The sequence below is a fragment of the Pseudomonas sp. GW821-FHT05D12 genome (assembly GCF_059419825.1).
Map to the genome: position 1 here is coordinate 214,732 of NZ_JBWKSN010000005.1, position 21,710 is coordinate 236,441.

The window sequence follows — 21,710 nt, forward strand, 5'->3', positions numbered from 1 at the left end:
GGCGTCATGGTCGAAATTGGCTCGGCGTCACGCCGCTCCAGCGCACGAACGCATGGCGAAAACTGGCGGTCTCGCTGAACCCCAGGGCCTCGGCGATCCTATAGATCGGCCACTGATCTTCAGCCAGCAACTGTTTGGCGCGTTCAAAGCGCAGCTCGTCGAGCAGTTCCTGGTAGCTGCAGCCCAGGTCATGCAGGTGTCGGCGCAGGGTACGCGCCGAACACTTCATCTGCTCGGCCAGGCCTTCGAGGCCAGGTGCGGCGTGCAGTTGTGCCGCGAGCAGCTGGCGGATCCGTCCCAGCCAGGCTTCGCGCCCGGTGAATTCGGTGTTCTGTTTGCGGCAGCGCTCGGCCATGGCCTGGTGGGTCACGGTATCGGCGAGGGGCAAAGGCTGGGAGAGCCAGCGTTGGTCGAAGGCGAACGCATTGGCGGTGGCCTGGAACTGCAACGGGCAGTCGAAAGACTCGGTGTAGCGCGCCTGATAATCCGGCGCATCATGCTCAAAGCGCGCGCCCAGCAAGGGCAGCGGATGGCCGAGCAGGTCGTCGCAGATGACCTTCAGCGATCCCAGGCACAGCTCGACGTTGAAGGCGGTAAGCGCCGGGTTCTCGCGATAATCGCCGGCGGTGAACCAGATACGCTCGCCGTCCTCCTCCAGGCTCAGTTCGAACAGTGTTCCCAATAGCGCCGGATACCGCAGGGCCAGGCGCAAAGCGTCACCGAAAGTGGCACTGGTGAGCAGGGCATAGCCGAGCATGCCGTAGGACGAAACGTGCATGCGCCGCCCCACGATCAGGCCGATATCGCGCTGCAACGCCACGGCATTGGCGCACACCTGCATCTCCTGGTGGGTGGCAATACGCGTGTCGGCGCGGCTCAAGTCCGCCGCGCAGATACCGCTGCCGGCCAGCAGTGCTTCGGCGGGCAGGCCTTCGGCCTTGAAGGTGCTGAGCACCAGGGAGACGGCATTGAGGGTGGTGAGGTGGGAGTGCAGCATGCGGACTTCCAGCCAGGTGATGGCTGGAAGTGGAGCAAGTTATATGCCGGTCAGCTCAGTTCGCCACAAAGGTCGAGTTCCACCAGGCGGCGGACGTCTGCGGTGGCGAGGCCGGCACCGAGCAATGCTTGCAGCTTGCCGAATGCCGCTTCGCGGGTCATGCCGCCCCCGGACAACACACCGACACCGCGCAAGCGGCTACCGGCTTCATACACGTCCAGTTCTACGCCGCCTTCATGGCATTGAGTGATTGCCACCACCACCACGTCCCGATCCTGCGCGCGCTGGAGGCTGGCCAGGAACGCCGGGTTATCACTGGGCCCGGTGCCGCTGCCGAAGCATTCGAGCACCAGTGCCTGGATCCCGCTGTCGATCAGTGCATCCACCTGCACGGCGGCAATGCCCGGCACCAGCGGCAATACGCCGACATTGGCCAGGGCCTTGGGCTGGCGGTAGTCCAGGGCGGCGGGGAGCGTCTCGGCCTTGGCCACGCCACCGTTACGCTGCAACGCAGCAAACGGATGGCGACCAAAACTGCGGATTTTCGCGCAGCGGGTCGGGGCCATCAGCGCGCCGTGGAAATACAGGTGCACACCCGGGGCCAGGCCTGCGCCCAGCGCTGCCAGCGAACCGCTGACGTTTTCCCAGGCGTCGCTGTCAGGCACGCCGGCGGGCAGCATCGAGCCGGTAAATACCACGGGCACCGGCAAACCCAGCAGTTGGAAGCTCATGGCCGCCGCGCTGTAGGCCAGGGTATCGGTGCCGTGCAGGACCAGCACCGCGTCGCAGCCTGCGTCCGCGGCTTCAACCACCGCGACGCGCAGGCGCTGCCAGTAGGCGGGAGTCATGTTGGCGCTGTCGATCAGCGGCGCCATTTCCCGGAAGCGCCAGGCGGGCACGGGCTCGTTGGCGAGTTGTTCGCGCATGCGGGCTTCGAAACCGGATGCGGGCGCCAGGCCGTTGGCGCTGGCCTGCATGCCGATGGTGCCGCCGGTGTAGAGCACCATGATGTTGTTAGCTGGGGACATCGAAGAATCTCCTGAACGAAAAACGCCGCCGGGCCCAGAGCATGCCCAAGGCCGGGCGGCGTGTCATCTATCTAGGCTTACGACGCTCAGCGTTGCGCTTGAGCGTTCAGTTCAGCCGATGCTTGAGCCGTTGGCTGCGACTTCACCGGATTCGCCGGCCAGGCCTTGCGATCCAGGTCCAGGTCAGGGAACTGGCTGGAGTCGAACACCGGGGTCTTGATGCCCGCTGCGCGCTGGTTGTCGTAGTCATTCAGGATGCGCATGGCGATCTTGAACAGGAACGCCAGGGCGAACAGGTTGACGAACGCGAGCATGGTCATGGTGATGTCGGCGAAGGCGAACACGGTGCTCAGGTTCTCGATCGAACCCCAGAAAATCAGCACCAGCACCAGCGCGCGGTAGCCCATCAACACTTTGCGGTTGTCGCCCACGATGAAGCGCAGGTTGCTCTCGCCGAGGTAGTAGTTGTACATGATCGAGGTGAACACGAACAACGCCAGGGCCACCGAGATGAACATCCGGCCCCAGTCACCGACCACGGCCGCCAGGGAGTTCTGGGTCAGGGCAATGCCGTCGCCTTCAAAGCCCGGGGTGTAGAAACCGGAGAGCAGGATCAGCAGCGCCGTACAGGTGCAGATCACGAAGGTGTCGAGGAACACGCTGAACGCCTGCACCACGCCTTGGGCGATCGGGTGTTCTACCGACGCCACCGCTGCCACGTTAGGCGCACTGCCCAGGCCGGCTTCGTTGGCGAACACGCCGCGCTTCACACCCATGATGATCGCGCTGCCCACCAGGCCACCGAAGGCCTGGTCCAGGCCGAAGGCGCTCTTGACGATAGTCGCGAGCATGGCCGGCACGTGGTCGAATTGCAGCACGATCACGTACAGGGTCACGGCGATGTAGACGAGGGTCTTGACCGGTACCAGCAGGTCGGCGATCGAGGCAATACGCTTGATCCCGCCGATGAACACCAGGCCCAGCAATACCGCCAGCGCCAGGCCGGTGTAGGTGGTGTCCAGGCCGAAGGCGTTGTTCAGCGAGTGAGTCACGGCGTGGGCTTGCAGGCCGTTGAAGGCAAAGCCGAAGGTCACCAGCAGCAGGAAGGCCATGACCATGCCCAGCCAGCGTTTCTTCAAGCCATGCTGGATGTAATAGGCCGGGCCGCCACGGTAGGTGCCTTCGGCGTCGGTGCGCTTGTACAGCTGGCCGAGGGAGCATTCGATGAAGCTCGAGGACATGCCCACCAGTGCGGTGACCCACATCCAGAACACGGCACCCGGGCCGCCCAGGGTCACGGCAATGCCGACGCCTGCGATGTTACCGGCGCCGACGCGACCGGCGAGGCTGAGCATCAGCGCCTGGAACGAGCTGAGCTGGCCGGAGCTGCTTTTCAGGCTGTCGCGAAACACCGAAAACATGTGGAAAAAGTGACGCAATTGAACGAAACGCGAGCGGATCGTGAAGTAGCCACCGAGCCCGACAATGAGCACGATCAATACTTTCCCTGAGAGGAAGTCGTTGATGACTTCTAGCATGGAGTGTTCCTCGCTGATTTTTCTAATGGCAAACGCAGGACGGTCCGACACGTCGCATGGCACCAGGCAGTGCACGACGGTTCGACCCCAATCCTTTTGCGGGTGTTGTTATTCATGCGGTTTCGCGCTTCCAGGGTCTCGTTACCGACGGCCGCTGACGCGAAGAGGGGCGGCACTATACCTAGGAGTGTGTGATCCGTCTGCACGAGGCGATTAAAGGTTTCAGCAGGCCGGAGGCGGGCAAGGCGGGTTTGCAGGGCGATATTGGAGTTTTTATGGACGTCATTTCACAACCTTGAGGCAAAAAAAAGGGCCTGAAGAACGAGCCTTCAGGCCCTCAAAAGGTGAGAGGTGTCTAGTCCCTCAACCTGGTGAGCGGTGCAACAAACGCTTAGGCCTTCAACGGGACCAAACGTGGGGCAATCATGTTTTCGGGGCGCAGGATGTCGTCGAGCATGGCGTCGTCGAGCAAGCCTTCTTCGCGCACCAGTTCCAGCACGCCGCGGCCGCTTTCGAGGGCGATGCGCGCGATGCGGGTGGCGTTTTCATAGCCGATGTACGGGTTCAGCGCGGTGACCAGGCCGATGGAGTGCTCCACCAGTTCGCGGCAGCGGGCTTCGTTGGCGGTGATGCCGACGATGCAGTGCTCGCGCAGCATGTCCATGGCGCGTTGCAGCAGGCGGATCGAGTCGAAGATCTTGAAGGCGATCAGCGGCTCCATCACGTTCAACTGCAGTTGGCCGCCTTCGGCTGCCATGGTCAGGGCCAGGTCGTTGCCGATGACCTGGAACGCCACCTGGTTGACGGCTTCCGGGATGACCGGGTTGACCTTGCCGGGCATGATCGAGCTGCCTGGCTGACGCGCCGGCAGGTTGATCTCGTTGATGCCGGTACGTGGGCCGCTGGACAGCAGGCGCAGGTCGTTGCAGATCTTCGACAGCTTCACCGCGGTGCGCTTGAGCATGCCGGAGAACAGCACGAAGGCGCCCATGTCGGAGGTGGCTTCGATCAAGTCGGCAGCCGGTACCAGCGGCTGGCCGCTGATCAGGGCCAGGCGCTGTACGGCCAGGGCCTGGTAACGCGGGTCGGCGTTGATGCCGGTACCGATCGCGGTGCCGCCCAGGTTCACTTCGGTCAGCAGCTCCGGCGCCAGGGTTTTCAGGCGGGCCAGGTCTTCACCGAGGGTAGTGGCGAAGGCGCGGAATTCCTGGCCGAGGGTCATCGGCACGGCGTCTTGCAATTGGGTGCGGCCCATTTTCAACACGTGACCGAACTCGACGCCTTTGGCAGCGAAGGCCTGGATCAGGCTATCGAGGCTGGCCAGCAGCGCGTCGTGGCCCAGCAGCAGACCCAGGCGGATCGCGGTCGGGTAGGCGTCGTTGGTCGACTGCGCCATGTTCACGTCGTTGTTGGGGTGCAGGTACTGATATTCGCCCTTGTTGTGGCCCATGGCCTCCAACGCGATGTTGGCGATGACTTCGTTGGCATTCATGTTGGTTGAAGTGCCAGCGCCGCCTTGAATCATGTCCACCACGAACTCTTCGTGGAAATCGCCGCGGATCAGGCGGGCACAGGCTTCGCTGATGGCAGCGTGCTTGGCTTCGCTGAGCTGGCCCAACTCGCGGTTGGCGTCAGCGGCTGCTTGCTTGACCATTGCCAGGCCGACCACCAATTTCGGGTAATGCGAAATCGGAACGCCCGAGAGGCGGAAGTTATTCACCGCTCGCAGGGTCTGGATGCCGTAATACGCTTGGGCAGGTACTTCGAGTACGCCAAGCAGGTCTTTTTCTGTGCGGAATGATGCAGCGGAGGACATGACGGAAATCATCTCGATATGGACCCGGAACAGGCCGGAACGCTGCGAATGCTAGGCTTGTAGAAGTTTTTGGGCCAATGCTGTTAAACACTGGCCTATGCACAAACGGCATAATGTCGGTGTGACCCGGTTATCATGGTGGGCGTGTGTGCCAAAATGGTGCGTACCCGTGGGAGGAAGTGATGAACCTTGAGAGCAAATGGCTGGAAGACTTCAGCGCCCTGGCGGCAACCCGCAGCTTTTCCCAGGCGGCGGAGCGGCGCTTTGTCACCCAGCCGGCGTTCAGTCGGCGTATTCGCAGCCTGGAAGCTGCGCTGGGCCTGACCCTGGTCAATCGCTCGCGCACGCCGGTTGAACTGACGGCAGCGGGGCAGTTGTTTCTGGTGACCGCGCGCACGGTGGTCGAGCAGCTCGGTGAAGTGCTGCGCCATTTGCATCACCTGGAAGGCGGGCAGGGCGAGGTTATGCAAGTAGCCGCTGCCCACTCCCTGGCACTGGGATTCTTCCCGCGCTGGATCGCGCAACTGCGCAACGAAGGCCTGAACATCGCCACGCGGCTGGTGGCCACCAACGTCGGCGACGCCGTGCATGCCCTGCGCGAAGGCGGCTGCGACCTGATGCTGGCGTTCTACGACCCGGATGCTGCGATGCAGATGGACGCCGAGATCTTCCCGTCGCTGCACCTGGGCAACACCGAGATGCTCCCGGTGTGCGCCGCCGATGCGGATGGCAAGCCGCTGTTCGACCTGGAAGGCGAGGGCAGTGTGCCGTTGCTGGCGTACAGCGCCGGTGCGTTCCTGGGGCGTTCGGTACATCTGCTGCTGCGCCAGCGCGCATTGCGCTTTACCACCGTGTACGAAACCGCCATGGCCGACAGCCTCAAAAGCATGGCCCTCGAAGGCCTGGGCATTGCCTGGGTGCCGCAGTTGAGCGTGCGCGCTGAACTGGCACGGGGCGAACTGGTGGTGTGCGGCGGGCCGCAATGGCATGTGCCGCTGGAGATTCGCCTGTATCGCTGCGCGCTGGTGCGCAAGGCGAACGTGCGGTTGTTGTGGCGTAAGTTGGAAGGTGGGGCGGCGCAGAATACTTGAGCCAACACAGATCAAATGTCGGAGCTGGCTTGCCTGCGATAGCGGTGTATCAGCCGACATTTCAGGCACTGACCCTCCGCCATCGCAGGCAAGCCAGCTCCCACAGTATTTTGTGGTGCTTTCGCTGACCTGGAAGTCAATAAAACCGCCTGTTTGAGGTGTAAGACAGATGGTCATCCAAGGGGCTGTTTATCTGGATTATTACGGTATACTGCGCGGCCTTCGGCCGGTCCAACCGGCCAAATTTCGTACAACAAGCCACGCCGGATTTCCCGCGTGGCTTGTTGTTTTTTGACGCGCCTGCGGGCGCCCAGAGAGAAGAGGCACGACGATGAGTGCATTGGTTGGCGTGATCATGGGCTCCAAGTCCGATTGGTCCACCCTTAGCCACACCGCCGATATGCTGGAAAAACTCGGCATTCCGTATGAAGTGAAAGTGGTCTCTGCCCACCGCACCCCGGATTTGCTGTTCCAGTATGCCGATGAAGCAGAATCCCGTGGCATCGAGGTGATCATCGCCGGTGCCGGCGGGGCGGCGCACCTGCCAGGCATGTGTGCGGCCAAGACTCACCTGCCAGTGCTTGGCGTACCGGTGCAGTCGTCGATGCTCTCGGGCGTGGATTCGCTGTTGTCCATCGTGCAGATGCCGGCCGGTATCCCGGTGGCGACCCTGGCGATCGGCAAGGCCGGCGCGATCAACGCCGCGTTGTTGTCCGCCAGCATCCTGGGCGCCAAGCACCCGCAGTTTCACGCGGTGCTGAAAAAATTCCGTGCTGAGCAGACAGACAGCGTGCTGGACAATCCAGACCCACGTATCGCCTGAGGTTGTTGACGATGAAAATCGGTGTAATCGGTGGCGGCCAACTGGGCCGCATGCTGGCCCTGGCGGGTACCCCGCTGGGGATGAACTTCGCTTTCCTGGACCCGGCGCCGGACGCGTGCGCGGCTGCACTGGGTGAACACCTGCGTGCGGACTACAGCGACCCGGACCATCTGCGCCAACTGGCCGACGAAGTCGACCTGGTGACCTTCGAGTTCGAAAGCGTCCCGGCCGAAACCGTGGCATTCCTCTCGCAGTTCGTGCCGGTGTACCCGAGCGCTGAAGCCTTGCGTATCGCTCGCGATCGCTGGTTCGAGAAGAGCATGTTCAAGGACCTGGGCATCCCGACCCCGGCCTTCGCCGATATCCAGTCCCAGGCCGACCTCGACGCTGCGGTGGCCAGCATCGGCCTGCCGGCCGTGTTGAAAACCCGCACCCTGGGTTACGACGGCAAGGGCCAGAAAGTCCTGCGCACCGCCGCCGATGTGGTCGGTACCTTCGCTGAGTTGGGCAGCGTTGCCTGCCTGCTGGAAGGCTTCGTGCCGTTCACCGGCGAAGTCTCGTTGATCGCCGTGCGTGCCCGTGATGGCGAAACGCGCTTCTACCCGCTGGTGCACAACACCCACGACAGCGGCATCCTCAAGCTGTCCGTGGCCAGCACCGACCACCCGTTGCAGGCCCTTGCGGAAGACTATTCCAGTCGCGTGCTCAAGCAGCTGGATTATGTCGGCGTGATGGCGTTCGAGTTCTTTGAAGTCGACGGCGGCCTCAAGGCCAACGAAATCGCGCCGCGTGTGCACAACTCCGGGCACTGGACCACCGAAGGCGCCGAGTGCAGCCAGTTCGAGAACCATCTGCGGGCAGTGGCCGGCTTGCCGCTGGGCTCCACGGCCAAGGTCGGCGAGAGCGCCATGCTCAACTTCATCGGCGTGGTGCCGCCGGTTGACCGCGTGATCGCCATCGATGACTGCCACCTGCATCACTACGGCAAGGCCTTCAAGGCCGGGCGCAAGGTCGGCCATGCCAACCTGCGCTGCAAGGACCGTGCGACGCTGCAAGCGCAGATCCTCAAGGTCGAAGCGCTGATCGCCGAGCAATAACCCAAGGATCGGCGGGAACCATTGGTTGCCGCCGTCTCTCTGATTGCAGGATGGCGAAGCCTGACTAGGCTTTGACATGACTCACATTCAATCAGAGGGAAATGCCATGGGTATCATCGGAACCATCTTCATCGGCTTGATCGTCGGCCTGCTGGCGCGTTTCCTCAAGCCAGGCGATGACAGCATGGGCTGGATCATGACCATCCTGCTGGGTATCGCAGGTTCGCTGGTCGCCACCTACGGTGGTCAGGCCCTGGGCATCTACCAGGCGGGCCAGGGCGCAGGCTTCATTGGCGCGCTGATCGGTGCCATCGTGTTGCTGGTGATCTACGGCCTGCTGCGAAAAAAATGATTTAGCTTCATGGCCCTCTGCGCTGCGCAGGCGCGGAGGGCTAGAATGCCGACACTGTTAACCTTGTCGAGCCTCTCCATGCGCCGTCTTCTGTTCACTCTTCTATTACTGGGCTGCGGCCTGGCCCACGCCGGTGAATTGCCGGAAACCGACTGGCTCGACCTGATGCCGCTGTCGGACCAGAAAGCCCTCGAAGCGATGCCCGAGATCGATCACAACTCCCCCGAAGCCCAAGGCACGTTCACCGACAAAGGCGGCTTGAAGCAGAGCAAGGGCTTGCCGGCTGTGATGTATTCGACCAAGACCGTGGCCGCCATGAATGGCAAGAACATCCGCATCGGCGGTTACCCGGTGCCGCTGGAGACCGACGCCAAGGGTCGCAGCACGCTGTTTTTCCTGGTGCCCTACCCAGGCGCCTGCATCCACGTGCCGCCACCGCCACCCAACCAACTGGTGCTGGTGCGGTACCCCAAGGGTTTGAAGCTGGATGATATCTACACGCCGCTGTGGGTCACGGGCACGTTGAAGGTGGAGAAGGTCAACAATGACCTGGCCGATGCGGCCTATGCACTGGATGCGGGGAAGGTGCGGGTGGTGAAGGAATCCGACCTCTAGACACCGCGAAACCCGTAGGCGCTGGCAAGCCAGCTCCTACGGGTTCGGGTTTACAGGGCTAGCGCTTTGATGCTCACACCCAGGGTATGACTTTCGCCCGGCGCCAGGCTCACCACATCATCCAGCACATTCGCCGTCTCGATGCATAGCATGCCTGTCCACCCATCATCGGCCATGTCATCAAACGCCTTGGCGCGTTCGGTCCAGGGGTTCCAGATCACCGTCGACTTCGAGCCCTCGGCGGTGAGTTGGATGCGGCGCTGCCAGTCTTTGTCGACAATAGTCAGCTGGGGCGGCGTGTCGAGGTAGATGCGATCCGTCTCGGCGGTGAAGTGCAGCAGGCCCGATTGCGTCTTCTCGGTCCAGCCGTCGGCGGTATCGATGTACGCCAGCCCGTCCAGGCCTTCGACCTGCACGTTGCGCACATCGCTTGCGGCGAAGTAGGTGTGCAGCGCCTGGCTGAGCGTCACGGTATCAGTGCCGCGGTTGTGGCTGGTCAGGTGGATATGCAGTTGGTCGTCCAGCCGCAGGCTCAGTTTCAGGTCGACCTGATGCGGCCAGCCGGGGAAGCCTCCCGCAGGCACCGGCAACACCAGGTCGACCCGCAGCGTTTCGCCTTCGAGTTCCGTCGCGGCCAGTTCCCACAGGGCGGTGCGCACAAAACCGTGGGCGCCGGCGGGCTGGTCACTCTGGCGCATTGCCTTGACGCTTTGCGGATTGCGGTCAAACACGCCAAACCATGGCCAGCACACCGGAACGCCGGTGCGAATGCCTTTGCCTTGCTTGAACACCGCCTCAGGATTCGGCCAGACCAGCGGCTGCTCGCCTGCGCGTTGGTAACTGAAGATGTGCGCGCCTTGTCGGGCGACTTTCAGTTCGGCGCCGTTGTGGCGAATGTGCCAGCAATCCAGCTCGTCGATTTTCACGGTTTCAACGTGGGGCGTAGGCATACACAGCACTCTTTATGGCAGGCAATGGGGCAATTGACCGTCAAAACCCGATGAGGTTTAACGCGCGCGCGACGGGACCGAACGCGTGCGGCCGCTGCCATCGATGGCGACGAACACGAACACCGCCTCGGTGACCTTGCGCCATTCGCTGGACAGCGGGTCATCGCTCCACACTTCGACCATCATCTGGATCGAGCTGCGACCGATTTCCAGGGCCTGGGTATAGAAGGAAAGCTGCGCGCCCACCGCCACCGGGACCAGGAACGCCATGCGATCAATCGCCACGGTGGCCACGCGGCCACCCGCGACCTTGCTGGCCATGGCGGTACCCGCCAGGTCCATCTGCGCGACCAGCCAGCCGCCGAAGATGTCGCCGAAACCGTTGGTTTCACGCGGGAGGGCGGTGATTTGCAGGGCGAGATCGCCTTGCGGGATAGGATCTTCTTGTTCGAGTTCGATCATGCCGAGGGTGCCTCTGACCCGTGACGCTTCATGGGTATTTCAAGTGGATAGCCGTCTTCTGGAAAAACGTTTCAGCACCAACATACACCGCGTGATGCGTTTCTCGTAAGGCGTACTAAAAGGGAAACTCTGCCAAATCGGCTGGATGGCACCCAACGACGTTTTGGCACAGCAGCCCCTCAAGACTGGGGTTCTGCGCTTGCAAGGGCCGAGTATATCGAGACACATGCGTCACGACGACCTCTGGGCACTCATTTGGTCGGCAATTCGCGGCTGTATCGCGGCTTTTTCCGGCAACTGTGCTTCTGATTGCGGTTAATGTGCGGTCACCGGGGATAATTTGCACACTGGAACTGTTATCAGCTCACCGCTGTGCTTTTCCAAGCGATTTGCTATCTTGCCGAACCCGCCCTGGCGCAGCCAGCACCCCGGATCTGCCGTCCTGACTAATAAGAGAAGCCTTGCCATGTCCTCCGTGCCCGCAAGCAGTGCGCAACCTTCGCGCCCGCTGACCCGCAACGACTACAAAACCCTGTCGCTGTCTGCCTTGGGCGGGGCGCTGGAATTTTATGATTTCATTATTTTCGTGTTTTTCGCCACCGTGGTCGGAAAACTGTTCTTCCCCGTGGACATGCCCGAATGGCTGCGCATGATGCAGACCTTCGGCATCTTCGCCGCCGGCTACCTGGCGCGCCCGTTGGGCGGCATCATCATGGCGCACTTCGGTGACCTGCTGGGCCGCAAGAAGATGTTCACCCTGAGCATCTTCATGATGGCCGTGCCGACCCTGATCATGGGCCTGCTGCCGACGTACGCGCAGATCGGCCTGTGGGCGCCGATCCTGTTGCTGCTGATGCGCGTCATCCAGGGCGCAGCGATTGGCGGCGAAGTACCGGGCGCCTGGGTGTTCGTTTCCGAGCACGTGCCACCGCGCCATATCGGCTACGCCTGCGGCACCCTGACCAGCGGCCTGACCGCCGGGATCCTGCTGGGCTCGCTGGTGGCCACCGCAATCAACACTATCTATAGCCCGGAGCAGGTCTCGGATTACGCCTGGCGCATCCCGTTCCTGCTCGGCGGTGTGTTCGGCCTGCTGTCGGTGTACCTGCGCCGCTGGCTGCATGAAACGCCGATCTTCGCCGAGATGCAGCAACGCAAGACCCTGGCCGCCGAGCTGCCGTTGCGCGCCGTGCTGCGTGATCACCGCAGTGCCATCGTGTTGTCGATGCTGCTGACCTGGCTGCTCTCGGCCGGCATCGTCGTGGTTATCCTGATGACCCCGACCGTGTTGCAGACCGTCTACCACTTCAGCGCAACCGTGGCGCTGCAGGCCAACAGCCTGGCAATCGTCACATTGAGCCTGGGCTGCATCGCCTCCGGCGCGCTGGCCGACCGTTTCGGCGCCGGACGTGTGTTGATCTTCGGCTGTGCCCTGCTGCTGGCGACCTCCTGGACGCTGTACCACAGCCTCATCGCCCACCCCGACTGGCTGTTCCCGCTGTACGCCTTGACCGGTTTGTTCGTCGGCACCATCGGCGTGGTGCCGTATGTCATGGTCAAGGCTTTCCCGCCGGTGGTGCGTTTCAGTGGGTTGTCGTTCTCCTATAACGTCGCCTACGCCATATTCGGCGGCCTGACGCCGCTGGCGGTGTCGCTGCTGATGAAGGAAAGCCCGATGGGCCCGGCCTACTACGTTGCTGTCCTGTGCGTGATGGGGATGGTCGTGGGTGGGTTCCTGTGGAAACGCGGGCGCTAAGACCCGCCCGATCACCCAGTGTGGCGAGGAAGCTGGCTCGCGCAGCGGCCCTGAAAAAGGCAGTGCTGCGCAGTCCCGCGGGCGCATGCTCCCTCGTCACAATTCAATGTTTCTGCCCTCGTAGCCTGCGCTCCTCTCGATAGTGGCCTTTCATCTAATTGTCACATTGCAGACATAGAGTGTTCACACGGCCTCTCGATACTTGGCCCCGATCCAACTATCCCTATCTGCTAGGAGCAAGGCATGAAACTGAAGCGTTTGATGGCGGCAATGACTTTTGTCGCTGCTGGCGTTGCGACCGCCCACGCGGTGGCCGCTGGTGTTGACCCGGCAATTCCGGCTTACGCCAAGACCACTGGCGTATCGGGCAACTTGTCCAGCGTTGGTTCCGACACTCTGGCGAACCTGATGACTTTGTGGGCTGAGTCCTACAAAAAGGAATACCCGAACGTCAACATCCAGATTCAAGCTGCCGGCTCCGCCACTGCGCCACCTGCACTGACTGAAGGCACATCCAACCTGGGCCCGATGAGCCGCAAGATGAAGGACACCGAACTGGCGGCCTTCGAGCAGAAGTACGGCTACAAGCCAACCGCAATTCCGGTTGCCGTGGATGCCCTGGCGGTATTCGTGCACAAGGACAACCCGATCCAGCACCTGACCATGGAACAAGTCGACGCGATTTTCTCCTCGACGCGTCTGTGCGGTGGCAAAGCCGACGTGAAAACCTGGGGTGACCTGGGTGTGACCGGCGACCTGGCCAACAAGCCAGTGCAATTGTTCGGTCGTAACTCGGTATCCGGCACCTACGGCTACTTCAAGGAAGAAGCCCTGTGCAAAGGCGACTACAAGCCAAACGTGAACGAACAACCGGGCTCGGCGTCGGTCGTGCAGTCGATCAGCTCCTCGCTGAACGGCATCGGTTACTCGGGCATCGGCTACAAGACCGCCAGCGTGAAGACCGTGGCCCTGGCCAAGAAAGGCAGCACTGACTACATCGAAGACAGTGAAGAAAACGCCCTGAACGGCAAATACCCGCTGTCGCGTTTCCTCTACGTTTACGTCAACAAAGCCCCGAACAAGCCTCTGGCCCCGCTGGAAGCCGAGTTCGTGAAGCTGGTTCTGTCCAAACAGGGCCAGGAAGTTGTAGTGAAAGACGGCTACATCCCACTGCCAGCCAAAGTTGCCGCCAAGGCCCTGGCTGACCTGGGTCTGAAAGAAGGCAACTGATTGCCTCTGCGGGGCCGGCCTGCCGGCTCCGCATCCGAATTTTCTAGTCCGCTGCCAGCTTTGCTTCGCGGCGGATTTGTTGCGTCACTGCACTGTCATCTTTCTGTCATACAGGATCGCTAGGGTGTGCGCATGAATGATCTGGCCAATTCCACCATGACGACGACTTCCCCTCCCAAGCGCATTGATTTCAATACGCCTGAGCTGCAACGCAAGCGCCGCATCCGCGCCCTCAAGGATCGCCTGACCCGTTGGTACGTGCTGGTAGGCGGCCTCGCCGTCCTCGGCGCCATTACCCTGATCTTCTTCTTTCTGGCCTATGTCGTCGCGCCACTGTTCCAGGGCGCCTCGCTGACCAAGGAAGACGCCCTGACCCCGGCCTGGATCCAGGACGCCGGCAAGCCGCTGATGATCTCCCTGGAAGAACAGAACCAAGTCGCCATGCGGGTTTCCGACAAGGGCCAGGCGCTGTTCTTCAACGTCGAGACCGGTGCCGAGCTCAAGCGTGTCGACCTGCCACTGCCCGCCGGCACCCGTGTTGCCTCCATCGGTGAAGACCAGCCCGGCAGCCCGCTGGTGATCCTCGGTTTGTCCAATGGCCAGTCCCTGGTATTCCGCCACACTTATAAGGTGTCCTACCCGGACGGCAAGAAAACCATCACCCCGGCGATTGAATACCCTTACGGCGAAAACCCGATCGTGCTCGACGACGCCGGTCGCGCGCTGGAGCATGTGGCCCTCAACGCCACCGACTCCTCCCTGGTCGTTGCAGGCTCCGCCGGTTCGCACTTGAACGTGCTGACCCTGAGCCGTGAAGAAAACATGATGACCGGCGAAGTCACCAGCGAGCAGAAGCGCATCGAGCTGCCGCAGATGACCGAGCCGGTGAAGGCGATTTTCATCGATCCGCGCCAGCAGTGGCTGTACGTGATCAACGGTCGCGCGCTTGCGGATGTCTTCAGCCTGCGCGACAACAGCCTCAACGGGCGCTACAAATTGTCGGAAGATGGCACTGCTGAAATTACCGCCAGCACCCAGTTGGTGGGCGGCATCTCGCTGATCATCGGTAACTCCAAGGGCGGCCTGGCCCAGTGGTTCATGGCCCGTGACCCGGATGGCGAGCAGCGCTTCAAGCAGATCCGCACGTTCCAGATGGGCACGGCGCCTATCGTCGAGATTACCGCCGAACAACGTCGCAAAGGCTTCACCGCCCTGGATGCGTCCGGCAAATTCGGCGTGTTCCACAGCACCGCGCACCGCACGTTGCTGGTGGACCCGGTGGTCGACGGCCAGGGCGTGTTCGGCATGTCGCCACGGGCCAACCGCGTGATCGTCGAAGCCGGCGGCAAGTTGCAGCCGCTGGTGCTGGACAACCCGCACCCGGAAGTGTCCTGGAGCGCGTTGTGGAGCAAGGTCTGGTACGAAAACTACGACGAACCTAAATACGTCTGGCAATCGACCGCCGCCAACACCGATTTCGAACCCAAGATGAGCCTTGCGCCGCTGACCTTCGGCACCCTGAAGGCGGCGTTCTACGCGATGCTCCTGGCCGCGCCACTGGCGGTTGCTGCCGCGATCTACACTGCCTACTTCATGGCCCCGAGCCTGCGCCGCAAGGTCAAGCCCGTGATCGAGCTGATGGAAGCGATGCCGACGGTGATCCTCGGCTTCTTCGCCGGCCTGTTCCTGGCACCGTATGTGGAAGGGCACCTGCCGGGGATTTTCAGCCTGCTGATGCTGCTGCCGATTGGCATCCTGGTGGCCGGTTTTGTCTTCAGTCGCCTGCCTGAGTCGCTGCGCCTGCGGGTGCCGGACGGCTGGGAAAGCGCGATCCTGATCCCGGTGATCCTGTTTGTGGGCTGGCTCTCGCTGTACATGAGCCCGTACCTGGAGACCTGGTTCTTCGGCGGCGACATGCGCATGTGGATCTCCCACGACCTGGGCATCACCTACGACCAGCGCAACGCCCTGGTGGTCGGCCTGGCCATGGGCTTTGCGGTGATCCCGAACATCTACTCGATCGCCGAAGACGCCGTGTTCAGCGTGCCACGCGGCCTGACCCTGGGCTCGCTGGCCCTGGGTGCCACGCCGTGGCAGACCATGACCCGCGTGGTGATCCTGACCGCCAGCCCGGGCATCTTCTCGGCCCTGATGATCGGCATGGGCCGCGCCGTCGGCGAGACCATGATCGTGCTGATGGCCACCGGTAACACGCCGGTGATGGAGATGAACCTGTTCGAAGGCCTGCGCACACTCGCGGCCAACGTCGCGGTGGAGATGCCCGAGTCGGAAGTCGGCGGCAGTCATTACCGCGTGCTGTTCCTCTCGGCGCTGGTGCTGCTGTTGTTCACGTTCGTCATGAACACCCTCGCCGAGCTGATTCGTCAGCGTCTGCGCAAGAAATACTCGTCGCTTTAAGAAAGGTAGAAGTCTGTGAAACAGAACTCCCTGAATGGATGGTTCAAGAGCGGCGCCCCCGGCGTCTGGATCAGCGGTGGCGCAGTGTCCATCGCGGTCATCATGACCATTGGTTTGCTGGCCGTGATTGCAGTGCGTGGCTTGGGCCACTTCTGGCCGGCCGACCTGATCCAGGCCAACTACGACGTGCCGGGCCAGGCTAACCATATCGTCATCGGCGAAGTGGTGCAGAAAGAAGAAGTGCCGCGCGAGCGCCTGAAAAGCGCGGGCCTGCCGGTGCCGGATGCGGGTCCGGAATTCATGACCCGCGAGCTGATCAAGGTTGGCAACCGCGACCTGAACGGCAATGACTTCACCTGGATTGTCGGCGAATGGCTCAAGGACCAGACCACGCCGGCGAACTTGATGACCATCGAGCGTCGTGAGTGGGGCAACTTCTACGGCACCCTGGTCAACGTCAAGCAGGATGGCAAGGTCATCGCCGAAGGCGACGCCGCGTGGCCGGAGCTGCAGGCGCGTGTCGACCGCGTCAACAAGCTCGCTGCCCAGCTCAAGACACTCGAAAAATCTGACATCGGCGCGATCAACGCCGGGCTTGAACGCATCCGCCTGCATGGCCGCAAACTGGAACTGGAAGGCAAGCTCGACGCCGCCGCCCAGGCCGACATGGACTCCGGTCGCGCCGAGCTGAATGCCCGTTACCAGGACATCGAAGCGCGCCTGGCCGACCTGCACGCCCAGTTCAATCGCGATGCCCTGACGGCGCGTGATGCGAACGGCAAGGAAGTCGAAATCGGCATCGGCAAAGTCGTTCACGCCTACCAGCCGAACGCCATGGGCACACTGACCAAGATCGGCTTCTACTTCAGCAAGGTCTGGGAATTCCTCAGCGATGACCCACGGGAAGCCAACACCGAGGGCGGGATTTTCCCGGCTATCTTCGGCACCGTGATGATGACCCTGATCATGGCAATGATCGTCACCCCGTTCGGCGTGCTGGCAGCCGTGTACCTGCGTGAATACGCCAAGCAGAACACCCTGACCCGCGTTATCCGGATCGCCGTGAACAACCTGGCCGGCGTGCCGGCCATCGTCTACGGCGTGTTCGGCCTGGGCTTCTTCGTGTATGTCCTGGGTGGCTCGGTTGACCGTCTGTTCTTCGCCGAGGCCCTGCCGGCCCCAACCTTCGGTACGCCGGGCCTGCTGTGGGCCTCGCTGACCCTGGCGCTCCTGGCGGTGCCGGTGGTGATCGTGGCCACCGAAGAAGGCCTGGCGCGGATTCCTCGCACTGTGCGCGAAGGGTCCCTGGCTCTCGGCGCGACCAAGGCGGAAACGCTGTGGAAGATCGTACTGCCGATGGCCAGCCCGGCGATGATGACCGGCATGATCCTCGCCGTGGCCCGTGCCGCCGGTGAAGTGGCGCCGCTGATGCTGGTGGGCGTGGTGAAACTGGCGCCGTCGCTGCCGCTGGATGGCAACTACCCCTACCTGCACCTGGACCAGAAGATCATGCACTTGGGCTTCCATATTTATGACGTCGGCTTCCAGAGCCCCAACGTCGAAGCCGCGCGGCCGCTGGTGTACGCCACCGCCTTGCTGCTGGTGCTGGTGATTGCCACGCTCAACTTGTCGGCGGTGTGGATTCGCAACCACCTGCGCGAAAAATACAAAGCGTTGGACAGCTAAAGCTATTAGCCACAAGCGGCAAGCTACGAGCCGCTTTTGCCCAAATCTTGCAGCTTGCAGCTAGAAGCTGGCAGCTACGAACGGAGTGAGACCATGCAACACGACACCCATTCCCACGGCATCAACATGTCTGCCCTGGGTCGCGACAAGCAGGGCCTGAACCTGGCCCAGGAAACCGTGGCCATTGAAGTGCCGGGCCTGAGCCTGTACTACGGTGAAAAGCAGGCGCTGTTCGACGTCAGCATGAACATCCCCAAGCAGCGCGTGACGGCCTTCATCGGCCCCTCGGGCTGCGGCAAGTCGACGTTGCTGCGCACCTTCAACCGCATGAACGACCTAGTCGACGGTTGCCGCGTGGACGGCGCCATCAACCTCTACGGCACTAACATCTACCGCAAGGGCGAAGACGTCGCCGAGCTGCGTCGCCGGGTGGGCATGGTGTTCCAGAAGCCCAACCCGTTCCCCAAGACCATCTACGAAAACGTGGTCTACGGCCTGCGCATCCAGGGCATCAACAAGAAGCGCATCCTCGACGAAGCGGTTGAGTGGGCCCTCAAGGGCGCGGCGTTGTGGGACGAGGTCAAGGACCGCCTGCACGACTCGGCACTCGGCTTGTCCGGTGGTCAGCAGCAGCGCCTGGTGATCGCCCGTACCATCGCGGTGGAGCCGGAAGTGCTGTTGCTCGACGAGCCGTGCTCGGCACTCGACCCGATTTCGACGCTGAAAGTCGAAGAGCTGATCTACGAGCTCAAGTCCAAGTTCACCATCGTCATCGTGACCCACAACATGCAACAGGCGGCGCGGGTTTCCGACTACACCGCGTTCATGTACATGGGCAAGCTGGTGGAATTCGGCGACACCGATACGCTGTTCACCAATCCGGCGAAAAAGCAGACCGAAGACTACATTACCGGTCGTTATGGCTAGTAGCGGCAGTTGCAAGCCGCAGGTTTCAAGCGGCAAGTAAAAGCAGCTCAATGGAACGACACACATCAGCTTGCAGCTTGTAGCTTGCGGCTTACAGCTTTTGCGGAGCAAACGCATGATTAGCAAAGAAGGCCTTACCCACCACATCTCCGCGCAGTTCAACGCCGAGCTTGAGGAAGTGCGCAGCCACCTCCTGGCGATGGGCGGGCTGGTGGAGAAGCAAGTCAACGACGCAGTCACCGCGCTGATCGAGGCTGACTCGGGCCTGGCCCAGCAAGTGCGCGAGATCGACGACCAGATCAACCAGATGGAACGCAACATCGACGAAGAATGCCTGCGCATTCTGGCCCGTCGCCAGCCGGCGGCGTCCGACCTGCGTTTGATCATCAGCATTTCCAAGTCGGTGATCGACCTGGAGCGCATCGGCGACGAAGCCACCAAGATCGCCCGTCGTGCTATCCAGCTGTGCGAAGAGGGCGAAGCGCCACGCGGCTACGTGGAAGTGCGCCACATTGGCGACCAGGTGCGCAACATGGTGCGCGATGCCCTCGACGCATTCGCCCGCTTCGACGCCGAGCTGGCGTTGTCGGTGGCCCAGTACGACAAGATCATCGACCGCGAATACAAGACCGCGCTGCGCGAGCTGGCCACCTACATGATGGAAGACCCACGCTCTATCTCGCGGGTCTTGAGCATCATCTGGGTCCTGCGTTCGCTGGAGCGCATCGGCGACCACGCGCGCAATATCTCCGAACTGGTGATTTACCTGGTTCGCGGGACCGACGTGCGGCACATGGGCCTCAAGCGCATGAAGGCTGAAGTTGAAGGGTCAGCCGATCTAATCCCTAATGTTCCGGGCGAAACTGACGATAAGTAAGGTTGCCCGAGAAATTAACGCCCGGCCCTTGGCCGGGCGTTTTTGTTTGTGGCAGCTGGATTTTTTGCGCGTCGGGTCAAAGAAAGTCCCGCCGTGACTACAGAGTTTTGGCAAAATGCCATCAGTCAGGCGTTCTGCGTGCCGCGGTTTTTATAGGAAATAGGGTCGATGAGTAAAGTCAGTGTATTGGTGGTGGATGACGCCTCGTTTATTCGCGACCTGGTGAAGAAGTGCCTGCGCAACTACTTCCCCGGGATCAAGATCGAAGATGCGGTGAACGGCAAAAAGGCCCAGGCCATCCTGATGCGCGAGACCTTCGACCTGGTGCTGTGCGACTGGGAAATGCCCGAGATGTCCGGGCTTGAGCTACTGACCTGGTGCCGCGAGCAAGCGCACCTCAAGGCCATGCCGTTCGTGATGGTGACCAGCCGTGGCGACAAGGAAAACGTGGTCCAGGCCATCCAGGCCGGGGTTTCCGGCTATGTCAGCAAACCGTTCACCAACGAGCAGTTGCTGAACAAGGTCAAGCAGGCGCTGCACAAGATCGGGCGTCTCGACGCACTGATCGCCAGTGCGCCGACCAAGATGAACTCGGCCTTTGGCAACGACTCCCTCAGCGCCCTGACCGGCGGCAAGCCCGAAGCCGTGCGCGCGGCCCCGGTTGCAGCGGCTGCCCCGGCGCCCAGCAAAGGCCTGCTCAACAGCCCACCGGTGCAAGCGCCTGCCGCCTCGCCGGCGGGTGGCCGTGGCCAGGGCCAATTGCGCCTGTCCAGTGGCAACCAGCAATGTGTAATCAAGGCGCTGAGCATCAAGGAAGCGCTGCTGGTGGTGCGTCGCGGTGAAGTGCTGCCGCAGGTGTTGGAAAGTGCCGTGCTCGACCTTGAGCAAGGCGACAACGCTGAAATCGCCCGCCTCAATGGCTACCTGCACGCCGTCGTCGCCTTCGAACCCAAGCCTGATAGCGACTGGCTGCAACTGACCTTCCGGTTTATCGACCAGGACGCGCAGAAGCTCGATTACATCTCCCGCCTGATCGCCCGCGGCACCGCGCAGAAGCACTTCGTGCCGGGTGCGTGACCCCCTGAATACGGGAGTCGACCGGTTGTCTGATTCGCGCTCGATGCCCGACGGACAGCCGGTTTTCAGTTTGCGCTCTTGCAGGCTGCACTAAGACTTCGGATCAGCCAGCCCCGTCTTAACCACGTCTTCATTGGCAAGATCGACAAACTGTCTCTGGGTGCGCGGGTCAATTTGTCGACGGCGGCCCGGATAAACGTGGGTATCGGTTTCAACGGACTGCCAGCCTAAAGCTGTCATCAAGCCTTGCTAGCCTGCCGTTCAGTCATCCTGGCAGGTTTGCGTCATGCTCCTTCGCCTATTGCTGTTCTGCATGCTGTCCACGGTCGCCACCTCGACCCTGGCCATGACCCTCTATCAATCCACCGATGCCAATGGCGCGGTGTTTTTCAGCGATCGACATACCCCGGGGTCCCAGGCGTTCGTGATCCAGGAACGCAGGGTCGAGCCTGTACGACGGCCGCTGTTGCAAAGGCCACGCGCAGTTAACCCACGACAAGCCTACCGCTACCCCTTGCCCTGGCGTGGCGGTCCGTTCCGCCTGACCCAAGGCCCCAACGGCAGCTTCAGCCACACCGACGCCAAGAGCCGCTACGCCATGGACATCGCCATGCCCGAAGGCACGCCAATCATTGCGGCGCGCAGCGGTACGGTAGTGAAGACCGAGAACAGCCAGATCGGGCGCGGTAACGATGCGTCCGGCAATTTCGTGCGCGTGCAGCACGATGACGGCACCCAGGGCGTGTACCTGCACCTCAAGCAAGGGTCGGTCAGCGTGCGGGTGGGGCAGCGTGTCGCGGTGGGAAGCCTGCTGGCGCTGTCGGGCAATACCGGCAACAGCAGCGGCCCGCATCTGCACTTCGTGGTGCAGCAGAGCACCGAGGCCGGGCTGGTGTCGATCCCGTATGAGTTCAACCAGCCCGTCGGTACATTGCCCAACTTCGCCGCGGGACTGTAGGAGTCGCGCTCC

At 62.1% G+C, this 21,710-nt stretch carries 19 protein-coding genes; 13 read left to right on the top strand and 6 right to left on the bottom strand.

Translation table 11 applies throughout. The features are described 5' to 3' along the window. Positions 1 to 4: 4 nt before the first annotated feature. The 4 genes from AC07SI_RS11290 to aspA form a co-directional block, all read right to left on the bottom strand. Positions 5 to 997, bottom strand: coding sequence for an AraC family transcriptional regulator (locus AC07SI_RS11290; protein ID WP_495005746.1), 993 nt, complete (start codon positions 995 to 997; stop codon positions 5 to 7). 50 nt (positions 998 to 1,047) lie between these two features. Beyond that, positions 1,048 to 2,025: an asparaginase gene (locus tag AC07SI_RS11295; protein ID WP_065902570.1), complete on the bottom strand. Its 978-nt coding sequence runs from the start codon at positions 2,023 to 2,025 to the stop codon at positions 1,048 to 1,050. 86 nt (positions 2,026 to 2,111) lie between these two features. Further along, on the bottom strand, positions 2,112 to 3,563 hold the full coding sequence (locus AC07SI_RS11300) for an alanine/glycine:cation symporter family protein (RefSeq protein ID WP_106802267.1): 1,452 nt from the start codon (positions 3,561 to 3,563) through the stop codon (positions 2,112 to 2,114). A 391-nt stretch (positions 3,564 to 3,954) separates the two neighbouring features. Continuing rightward, complete coding sequence (gene aspA, locus AC07SI_RS11305; protein WP_017135792.1) at positions 3,955 to 5,379, bottom strand: aspartate ammonia-lyase; 1,425 nt, start codon at positions 5,377 to 5,379, stop codon at positions 3,955 to 3,957. 182 nt (positions 5,380 to 5,561) lie between these two features. Between aspA and AC07SI_RS11310 the strand changes: the two genes are divergently transcribed. The 5 genes from AC07SI_RS11310 to AC07SI_RS11330 all read left to right on the top strand — a co-directional run bounded on the left by AC07SI_RS11310 (position 5,562) and on the right by AC07SI_RS11330 (position 9,357). Then, complete coding sequence (locus AC07SI_RS11310) at positions 5,562 to 6,470, top strand: LysR substrate-binding domain-containing protein (RefSeq protein ID WP_010566930.1); 909 nt, start codon at positions 5,562 to 5,564, stop codon at positions 6,468 to 6,470. Between the two features lie 331 nt (positions 6,471 to 6,801). Next, entirely contained in the window at positions 6,802 to 7,293 is a 492-nt protein-coding gene (gene purE, locus AC07SI_RS11315) for a 5-(carboxyamino)imidazole ribonucleotide mutase (RefSeq protein ID WP_003195648.1), read from the top strand. A gap of 11 nt (positions 7,294 to 7,304) precedes the next feature. Then, entirely contained in the window at positions 7,305 to 8,390 is a 1,086-nt protein-coding gene (locus AC07SI_RS11320) for a 5-(carboxyamino)imidazole ribonucleotide synthase (protein WP_017476761.1), read from the top strand. A gap of 106 nt (positions 8,391 to 8,496) precedes the next feature. After that, on the top strand, positions 8,497 to 8,742 hold the full coding sequence (locus tag AC07SI_RS11325) for a GlsB/YeaQ/YmgE family stress response membrane protein (RefSeq protein WP_010168336.1): 246 nt from the start codon (positions 8,497 to 8,499) through the stop codon (positions 8,740 to 8,742). 78 nt (positions 8,743 to 8,820) lie between these two features. Further along, positions 8,821 to 9,357: a DUF3299 domain-containing protein gene (locus tag AC07SI_RS11330; RefSeq protein ID WP_065902566.1), complete on the top strand. Its 537-nt coding sequence runs from the start codon at positions 8,821 to 8,823 to the stop codon at positions 9,355 to 9,357. A gap of 50 nt (positions 9,358 to 9,407) precedes the next feature. Here the strand turns inward: AC07SI_RS11330 and AC07SI_RS11335 are convergent, their stop codons facing one another. Together AC07SI_RS11335 and AC07SI_RS11340 are read right to left on the bottom strand one after the other, a co-directional pair. Beyond that, on the bottom strand, positions 9,408 to 10,307 hold the full coding sequence (locus AC07SI_RS11335) for a D-hexose-6-phosphate mutarotase (protein WP_495005747.1): 900 nt from the start codon (positions 10,305 to 10,307) through the stop codon (positions 9,408 to 9,410). 57 nt (positions 10,308 to 10,364) lie between these two features. Next, the gene (locus AC07SI_RS11340; RefSeq protein WP_003176975.1) at positions 10,365 to 10,769 is read right to left on the bottom strand and encodes an acyl-CoA thioesterase; all 405 of its coding nucleotides are present in this window, start codon (positions 10,767 to 10,769) and stop codon (positions 10,365 to 10,367) included. A 466-nt stretch (positions 10,770 to 11,235) separates the two neighbouring features. On the opposite strand from AC07SI_RS11340, the gene AC07SI_RS11345 reads away from it, so the two are divergent. From AC07SI_RS11345 to AC07SI_RS11380, 8 genes are all read left to right on the top strand, one after another. Further along, positions 11,236 to 12,525, top strand: coding sequence for an MFS transporter (locus AC07SI_RS11345; RefSeq protein WP_065902562.1), 1,290 nt, complete (start codon positions 11,236 to 11,238; stop codon positions 12,523 to 12,525). A gap of 243 nt (positions 12,526 to 12,768) precedes the next feature. Then, a complete protein-coding gene (locus AC07SI_RS11350) occupies positions 12,769 to 13,755 on the top strand; it encodes a phosphate ABC transporter substrate-binding protein PstS (protein WP_065902556.1) in 987 nt (328 codons plus the stop codon). Positions 13,756 to 14,139: 384 nt separating this feature from the next. After that, positions 14,140 to 16,173 (top strand): ABC transporter permease subunit, encoded by a 2,034-nt coding sequence (locus AC07SI_RS11355; RefSeq protein ID WP_177343931.1) that lies wholly within the window; start codon positions 14,140 to 14,142, stop codon positions 16,171 to 16,173. A 15-nt stretch (positions 16,174 to 16,188) separates the two neighbouring features. Then, entirely contained in the window at positions 16,189 to 17,859 is a 1,671-nt protein-coding gene (gene pstA / locus AC07SI_RS11360; RefSeq protein ID WP_065902554.1) for a phosphate ABC transporter permease PstA, read from the top strand. Positions 17,860 to 17,952: 93 nt separating this feature from the next. Further along, complete coding sequence (gene pstB / locus AC07SI_RS11365; protein WP_065902553.1) at positions 17,953 to 18,786, top strand: phosphate ABC transporter ATP-binding protein PstB; 834 nt, start codon at positions 17,953 to 17,955, stop codon at positions 18,784 to 18,786. 115 nt (positions 18,787 to 18,901) lie between these two features. Then, positions 18,902 to 19,663 (top strand): phosphate signaling complex protein PhoU, encoded by a 762-nt coding sequence (phoU, locus tag AC07SI_RS11370; RefSeq protein WP_025856390.1) that lies wholly within the window; start codon positions 18,902 to 18,904, stop codon positions 19,661 to 19,663. Positions 19,664 to 19,831: 168 nt separating this feature from the next. Continuing rightward, a complete protein-coding gene (locus AC07SI_RS11375) occupies positions 19,832 to 20,740 on the top strand; it encodes a response regulator (RefSeq protein ID WP_065902551.1) in 909 nt (302 codons plus the stop codon). Positions 20,741 to 21,026: 286 nt separating this feature from the next. After that, complete coding sequence (locus AC07SI_RS11380; protein ID WP_495005748.1) at positions 21,027 to 21,698, top strand: M23 family metallopeptidase; 672 nt, start codon at positions 21,027 to 21,029, stop codon at positions 21,696 to 21,698. The last annotated feature ends 12 nt before the right edge of the window (positions 21,699 to 21,710 follow it).